At 73.0% G+C, this 7,581-nt stretch carries 5 protein-coding genes and 1 pseudogene; 3 read left to right on the top strand and 3 right to left on the bottom strand.

Annotated elements, in window-relative coordinates:
* Nucleotides 1-49: 49 nt before the first annotated feature.
* Together dxs and VFJ94_RS12960 are read left to right on the top strand one after the other, a co-directional pair.
* Nucleotides 50-1,918: a 1-deoxy-D-xylulose-5-phosphate synthase gene (gene dxs, locus VFJ94_RS12965; RefSeq protein ID WP_325004635.1), complete on the top strand. Its 1,869-nt coding sequence runs from the start codon at nucleotides 50-52 to the stop codon at nucleotides 1,916-1,918.
* Between the two features lie 149 nt (nucleotides 1,919-2,067).
* Complete coding sequence (locus tag VFJ94_RS12960; RefSeq protein ID WP_325004634.1) at nucleotides 2,068-3,003, top strand: alpha/beta hydrolase; 936 nt, start codon at nucleotides 2,068-2,070, stop codon at nucleotides 3,001-3,003.
* On the opposite strand, the gene VFJ94_RS12955 is transcribed toward VFJ94_RS12960, so the two are convergent.
* The 3 genes from VFJ94_RS12955 to VFJ94_RS12945 form a co-directional block, all read right to left on the bottom strand.
* Nucleotides 2,982-4,829, bottom strand: a complete 1,848-nt coding sequence (locus VFJ94_RS12955; RefSeq protein ID WP_325004633.1) for a helix-turn-helix domain-containing protein — start codon at nucleotides 4,827-4,829, stop codon at nucleotides 2,982-2,984. The genes VFJ94_RS12960 and VFJ94_RS12955 overlap by 22 nt on opposite strands.
* A gap of 23 nt (nucleotides 4,830-4,852) precedes the next feature.
* A complete protein-coding gene (locus VFJ94_RS12950) occupies nucleotides 4,853-5,659 on the bottom strand; it encodes a 3-hydroxybutyrate dehydrogenase (RefSeq protein ID WP_325004632.1) in 807 nt (268 codons plus the stop codon).
* A gap of 88 nt (nucleotides 5,660-5,747) precedes the next feature.
* The gene (locus tag VFJ94_RS12945; RefSeq protein WP_325004631.1) at nucleotides 5,748-7,277 is read right to left on the bottom strand and encodes a UDP-N-acetylglucosamine 1-carboxyvinyltransferase; all 1,530 of its coding nucleotides are present in this window, start codon (nucleotides 7,275-7,277) and stop codon (nucleotides 5,748-5,750) included.
* Between the two features lie 121 nt (nucleotides 7,278-7,398).
* Here VFJ94_RS12945 and VFJ94_RS12940 point away from each other — a divergent pair.
* Nucleotides 7,399-7,581, top strand: a pseudogene (locus VFJ94_RS12940) (IS5/IS1182 family transposase); the annotation flags it as partial.

Genomic DNA, 7,581 nt, shown 5'->3' with positions numbered 1-7,581 from the left:
GCACCACGTAGACTCGATCGACCATGCGCGACGACCCGACGGAGGCAGCGTGAGCCTGCTGGAGACGATCACCAGCCCGGCGAAGCTCAAGGCCCTGCCGGCGGCGCAGCTCCCGGCCCTCGCCGAGGAGATCCGGGCCTTCCTCGTCTCCGAGGTCTCCAAGACCGGCGGCCACCTCGGCCCCAACCTCGGGGTCGTCGAGCTGACGATCGCGCTGCACCGCGTCTTCGACTCGCCGCGCGACACCGTCGTCTTCGACACCGGTCACCAGGCCTACGTGCACAAGCTGCTCACGGGGCGCCACGACTTCAGCGGCCTGAAGAAGCGCGGCGGCCTCTCGGGCTACCCGAGCCGGGCGGAGTCCGAGCACGACGTCGTGGAGAACTCGCACGCCTCGACCTCGCTGTCGTGGGCCGACGGCATCGCCAAGGGCCGGCGCCTGCGGGGCGAGCAGGGACGGCATACCGTCGCCGTCATCGGTGACGGCGCACTGACCGGCGGCATGGCCTGGGAGGCGATCAACAACATCGCCGTGGACAAGGACCTGCCGCTCGTCATCGTCGTCAACGACAACGAGCGCTCCTACGCCCCGACCATCGGTGGGCTCGCCGAGCACCTCGCCACACTGCGGACCACGCGCGGCTACGAGCGCTTCCTCGACTGGGGCAAGCAGACCTTGTCACGCACGCCGGTCGTCGGCCGCGGCATGTTCGAGACGCTGCACGGCGTCAAGAAGGGCATCAAGGACATCGTCGCGCCGCAGGGGATGTTCGAGGACCTCGGCCTGAAGTACCTCGGCCCCGTCGACGGCCACGACGAGCAGGCCATCGAACGGGCCCTGCGCAACGCCAAGGAGTTCTGCGGACCGGTGCTCGTCCACGTCATCACGCAGAAGGGGCGCGGCTACCGCCCCGCCCTCGAGGACGTCGCGGACCAGTTCCACGGGGTCGTCAAGTTCAACCCCGAGACGGGGCTGCCCTTCGAGGTCGCCGGGCGGATCTGGACCGACGAGTTCAACGACGAGATGGTCGCCATCGGGCGGGAGCGCGACGACGTCGTCGCCATCACCGCGGCCATGCTCATCCCCGTCGGGCTCGACGGCTTCGCGGCGGCATACCCCGACCGGGTCTTCGACGTCGGCATCGCCGAGCAGCACGCGGTGACGATGGCCTCCGGCCTGGCGTATGCCGGTCTGCACCCCGTCGTCGCCGTCTACGCCACCTTCCTCAACCGGGCCTTCGACCAGCTCCTCCTGGACTGCGCGCTGCACCAGGCCGGGGTGACCTTCGTCCTCGACCGTGCGGGCATCACCGGCAGCGACGGCGCGTCGCACAACGGCATGTGGGACATGGCGCTCGCCGCCATCGTGCCGGGCCTGCGGCTCGCCGCGCCGCGCGACGGGGCGCAGGTCCGGGCCCAGCTCCGCGAGGCGCTCGACGTCAGCGACGGGCCGACCGTGCTGCGCTTCCCCAAGGGCGACGTCGCCGAGCCGGTCGAGTCCGTGCGCCGCCACGGCGACGTCGACGTCCTCTTCGAGACCGATGACGGGGCCGTCGACCTGCTCGTCGTGGGGGTCGGCGCCTTCGCCTCGATGGCGGTCGAGGTCGGGGAGAAGCTTGCCGCCCAGGGCACCTCGGTCCGCGTCGTCGACCCCCGGTGGGTGCTGCCCGTCAGCGACGACGTCGTCGCGCTCGCCCGCCGGGCGGGCGCCGTGGCGGTGATCGAGGACAACCTGGTGACCAGCGGCATCGGCTGCGCCGTGGCGGACGCCCTGCGGCAGGCCCGGGTCGACGCCCCGGTGCACCCGTACGGCATACCGAAGCGGTTCCTGAACCACTCGGCGCGGGTCCAGCTCCTCGAGGAGCTTGGGCTCACCGCCGACTCGGTGGTCGCCGACCTGGAGCCACGCCTTTCCTGACCGACGGGCGGACCCGGCGGGCGCCGACACGTGTCGACGTGGCACATGCGCGCAGCGGCTTTGTGGTGGGGCCACCCACCGCCCGGCCGGTCGGCGGTGAACTACCTTGCGCGAAAGCGGTGGGGCCGTCCACGCCAGGAGGGGATCGCATGACACCTGCTCCGAGCTTCGTCATCGAGCTGCCCGAGGGCAGTCTCGGCATCCACGACCTCACCGTAGGGGCAGCTCCCGGCGACGCCCCCGTCGTCCTCGCCGTGCACGGCATCACGGCAAACGGCCTGTCCTGGCGCCGGGTGGCCGACGAGGTGGACCGCCGCTACGGCGGGGGGACGGTGCGCTTCCTCGCGCCCGACCTGCGGGGTCGGGCAGAGAGCCGGGCGGTGCCGGGCCCCTACGGGCTGGCCGCGCACGTGGAGGACCTGGCCTCGATCGCCTCGGTCTTCGGCGCGCAGCCGGTCCTGGTCGGCCACTCGATGGGGGCCTTCGTCGCCGCGCTCGCCGGTGCGGCGCACCCCGAGCGCTTCTCGGGCGTCGTCCTCGTCGACGGAGGGCTGGCCTTCCCGTCGCCAGCCGGCCTCGACCTCGACGCCGCGCTGCAGGCCGTCATCGGGCCCGCGATGTCGCGGCTGTCGATGCGCTTCCCCAGCGAGGCGGCCTACCTCGACTTCTGGTCCGGGCACCCCGCGCTGGGGCCGGTCCTGCGCGGTGAGGCGGGGGACGCGGTGCGTCGCTACCTGCTGCACGACCTCGTCCCCGCGGGCGACGGCAGCGACGACCTCGTCAGCTCCTGCGTGCTCGACGCCGTGCGTGCGGACGGCGCGGACGTCCTCGCCGGCGCGGCCACGCACGCTGCGGTCCGGCGGTGCGTCGCCCAGGGGGTCCCCGTGGAGTTCCTCTGGGCCGCCCGCGGGCTGCTCGACGAGCCGCAGGGGCTCTATGACCGCTCCCGGCTGGACCTGCTCGACGTGCCGGCGCAGGTCCGGGTGACCGCCGTCGACGCCAACCACTACAGCGTGATCCTCGACCCCGGCGGCGCCGCGGCAGTGGCCGAGGCGGTCGGCCGTCAGCTCGGGCTGAGCAGCTGACGCAGCCGCAGGGCGAGCTGGATCTCGAGCGCGGAGTCCGGTCGCTGCCACGTGTCGCCGAGGAGCGCCGAGATGCGCTCCAGCCGCTGCGCGATGGTGTTGACGTGGACGTGCAGCGCGGCGGCCGCGTGGCGCGGGCTCGACCCGGAGGCGAAGTAGGCGGCGAGCGTGCGCACCAGGTCGGTGCCCCGGCGCTCGTCGTAGTCGAGCACCGGCCCGAGGACCTTGCGGACGTACTGCCCGACGTCGGGCTCCGCCCCGACGATGAGCCCCGCGAAGCCGAGCTCGGTGGCGGCAGCCCCCACGCCGCGGTGGCCGAGGGCGATCAGGGCCGCGACGGTGCGCGCGCTCTCCTCGTGCCCGGCCGGGATCTGGTCGACGCCCCGCACGGGCCCCGCCCCGGCGACGGTCACACCGGCGCGCCTGCCGAGGCGGGCGGCGACCGACTTGGCCAGCCGGTCCGGCTCGGTGCCGGGCACGAGCGCGACGATGTCGCCGTCGTGGGCGCCGACGAGCGCCCCGTCGCCGGTCGCCGTTCCGGCGGCGATGAGGACGCTGCGGGTCGTGCCCTGCTCGTGCCCCCGCAGGACGAGCACGCAGAAGGGGCCCTGGGGGTCGAAACCCGCCGCCCGCGCCATGGCGAGCCGGTCCTCCGGCGTGCCGCGGGCGCTGACGAGGTCGGAGACGACGCGGTTACGGGCGCTCTGCCGGGCGTCGCTGGCGGTCCGCTCGAAGAGCAGCACGAGCGCGGTCACCACCGCCGCGCGCTCGACCGTGCGCTGGTCGGCGTCGCCCAGGGCGCCGATGCCGCCCACCACGAGCGTGCCGAGCTGCTCGCGGGCTGCGGTCACGGTGATCGCATAGACCCCGCCCACCTCGGCCAGACGCCCCGAGTCGAGCTCGCAGCTGGCGACGACCGTCGCGAGGCAGTCGGAGCCCTCGTGGGGAGCCGGCCCGTGACTGCTGCGACGGGCGCCGGAGCCGTCCAGCAGCACTGCCCAGCCGCCGAGCAGCTCGCCGAGCGCCGCGGTGATGTCGTCGACGCCGCCGCCCTGCAGCACGAGCGAGGCGAAGCGGTCGTGCGCCGCCGCGGCCCGCTCGACGCCGGCCGTGTGCTGTCGCACCGTCTCGTGGGCCTCGGAGAGGGAGCGCAGCGCGTGCTCGGCGTCGGCGAGCGCACGGGTCTGCAGCAGCGTGACGGCGGCCAGCGTGGCGAGGTTGCCGAGGAGCGCGACGTCCTCGCGCGAGAACGGACGCGGCGTGCGGTTGGCGGCGAAGAGGACGCCGACGAACTCGCCGTCGACGACGAGCGGGGTGCCACAGATGGCGATGATGCCCTCGTCGCGGACGGCGCCGTCGATGTCGCGCGTGTGGCTGAAGCGCAGGTCGCGGGCGTAGTCGGCCGTCCAGTAGGGCTTGTGCGTGGACGCCACGAGCCCGCCGAGGCCGTCGCCGAGGGAGAGCCGGACCGACTGGAAGAGCGCCGAGACGGACCCGTCGGTGGCCCGCATGTAGGTGTCGCCGGCCTCCGGGTCGTAGAGCGTGAGGTAGGCCAGGTCGGTGTGCAGCAGGTGCCGGGCGCGGCGCACGATGGCCTCGAGGACGGTGGCCGGGTCGCTCTCGGTCGCCAGCTCGCGGGCCGTGTCGAGCAGGGCGGTGAGGGCGCCCTCGCGGTGCCGGTGCGCCTCCCGGTCGTTGCCGATGCGCAGCGCCAGCTCGCGCGCCTCCGGAGGCGCCTCGACGCGGGCGAGCTCGGCGAGCGGGGCGTCGTCCGCGAGCAGCTGCAGCAGCCGCAGCGCGGGGTCTCGGCGGGTGTCGGCGGGCACGACCCGATCCTAGGCAGCCGGAGTCAGTGGGCCGTCCAGCCCCCGTCCATGGCGAAGGACGTGCCGGTGACCGAGGCCGAGGCGGGACCGCAGAGGAAGAGGGCGAGGGCCGCCACCTCCTCCGGCTCGACGAGCCGCTTCACCGCCACCGGCTCGAGCATGACCTTGTCGACGACCTCGTCCTGCGGTATGCCGTGCGCGCGGGCCTGGTCGGCGATCTGCCTCTCCACGAGCGGGGTGCGGACGTAGGCGGGGTTGATGCACGTCGAGGTGACGCCGTGCGGCGCACCCTCGAGCGCGACGACCTTGGACAGCCCCTCGAGGCCGTGCTTGGCCGTGACATAGGCCGACTTGAAGGCGCTCGCGCGCAGGCCGTGGACGCTGGAGATGTTGACGACGCGTCCCCAGCCCTGCGCGTACATGTGCGGCAGGCTCTGCCGGATGAGCCGGAACGGCGACACGAGCATGAGGTCGAGGATGAGGTCGAACCGCTCCAGCGGGAAGTCCTCGATCGGGCAGACGTGCTGCACGCCGGCGTTGTTGACGAGGATGTCGACGTCGGCCGGCAGGGAGGCGAGCGCGTCGAGGTCGGCCAGGTCGGCGACGACCGGCATGATCCGGGCGGCGGGCCCGACGGCGGCGGCGAGGGCGCTCAGACCCGCCTCGTCACGGTCGACGGCATACACCCGTGCTCCCGCGGCCGACAGCGCGCGGACCACCGCCGCGCCGATGCCGCTCGCGGCCCCGGTGACCAGCGCGGTGCGGCCGGCGAGGTCGACGGGCGCCGTCGCGGCGGGGGCAGCGGTCTGGGCAGGGACGTCGTCGGCCATGCCCGAAGACTAGGGACCACCCGGCCACCCGCTCATGTGGTGCGCCGACACAATCCGCGGCCACCTGGTGTGGGGCGCACCGGGGGGCTCAGATGTCGCGGAAGACCTCGATCGTCGCGCCGAGGGCGTTGAGCCGCTCAGCGAGGTCCTCGTAGCCGCGGTTGATGACGTAGACGTTGCGCAGCACGGAGGTGCCAGGCGCAGCGAGCATCGCGAGGAGCACGACCACGGCCGGGCGCAGCGCGGGCGGGCAGACGACCTCAGCCGCCCGCCAGCGGGTCGGGCCCTCCACGATGACGCGGTGCGGGTCGAGGAGCTGGACCCGGGCGCCGACCTTCGTCAGCTCGGTGAGGTAGATGGCGCGGTTCTCGTAGACCCAGTCGTGGATCATCGTGCTGCCCTGCGCGACCGCGCCGACGAGCGCGAAGAAGGGCAGGTTGTCGATGTTGAGGCCGGGGAACGGCATCGGGTGGATCTTGTCGATGGGCGCGTGCAACGGGCCGGGGACCGTCGTGAGGTCGACGAGCCGGGTCTTGCCGTTGGCCGAGCGGTACTCCTCGCCGAGGGAGTAGCGCATCCCCATCCCCTCCAGGGTCGCCAGCTCGATCTCGACGAACTCGATGGGCACCCGCCGGACGGTGATCTCGGAGTTGGTCACGACGGCCGCGGCGACGAGGCTCATCGCCTCGATGGGGTCCTCGCTGGGGGAGTACTCCACGTCAACGTCGATGTCCTTGACGCCGTGGACGACGAGGGTCGTCGTCCCGATGCCGTCGATGCGCACGCCCAGCTTCTCGAGGAAGAAGCACAGGTCCTGGACCATGTAGTTCGGGCTCGCGTTGCGGATCACCGTCGTGCCGTCGTGCCGCGCGGCGGCCATGAGGACGTTCTCGGTCACGGTGTCGCCGCGCTCGGTGAGGACGATGGCGCGGGACGGGTTGACCGAGCGGTCCGAGCGCGCCTCGTAGAAGCCGTGGGTGGCCGTGACCTCGAGCCCGAAGGCGCGCAGCGCGGCGAGGTGCGGCTCGACGGTGCGCGTCCCGAGGTCGCAGCCCCCGGCATACGGCAGCCGGAAGCGCTCGAGCTCGTGCAGCAGCGGGCCGAGGAACATGATCACGGTCCGGGTGCGGCGTGCGGCGGCCACGTCGATGTCCTCGAGGCTGAGCCGCGCGGGGGGCACGATCTCGAGGTCCGAGCTGTCGGGCAGCCACCGGGTGCGCACGCCGATGGAGGCGAGGACCTCGAGGATCCGGTTGACCTCCTCGATGCGCGCCAGGTGCCGCAGCGTGGTCCGGCCGCGGTTGAGCAGGGCGGCGCAGAGCAGGGCCACGGCGGCGTTCTTGGACGTCTTGACGTCGATCGAGCCGCTCAGCTTCTGGCCGCCCACGATGCGCAGGTGCTGCGGCCCGGAGTGGCCCAGCGACACGAACTCGGAGTCGAGGGCGTCGCCGATCTTGGCCAGGGTGTCGAGGCTGAGGTTCTGCTTGCCCTGCTCGATGCGGGTGACCGCCCCCTGGGAGGTGCCGAGCAGCTGCGCGAGCTCCTCCTGGGTCATGCCCTTGTGGCGTCGTGCGTCGCGGATGAGGCCACCGATCCGGGTCAAATAGGCTTGAGACACGCCGAAACTGTAACTCATATATGAGTTATTGACGTCATCATGCGGGCGTGGCGCGCCGCGTCAGCCAGACGAACCACTCGGGTCAGGCGCGCGTCGAGCGCTCATCGACAACCCCGACATGCACCTACTGGCCCGTGACGCCAAGGTCAGCCAAGCCACCGCGTACCGGTACCTGCACGAGGCCATCGACGTGATCGCGCAGCAGGCACCCGACCTGCCCGAGGTCCTGGCCGCCGGGCGGGAGGCCGGCTGGGGCTTCGTCGGCCTGGACGGCACCCTGATCCAGACGTCCCGCTCGGCCGCG

Source organism: Intrasporangium sp. (assembly GCF_035688975.1).
GTDB lineage: Bacteria > Actinomycetota > Actinomycetes > Actinomycetales > Dermatophilaceae > CALMNV01.
This window is presented reverse-complemented; position numbering and strand designations above follow the sequence as displayed.

Excerpts from the sequence above, each read along its gene's own strand:
- VFJ94_RS12950 (WP_325004632.1), bottom strand. The coding sequence starts at position 5,659 with ATGGCCGACGACGTCCCTGCCCAGACCGCTGCCCCCGCCGCGACGGCG.
- VFJ94_RS12960 (WP_325004634.1), top strand. The coding sequence starts at position 2,068 with ATGACACCTGCTCCGAGCTTCGTCATCGAGCTGCCCGAGGGCAGTCTC.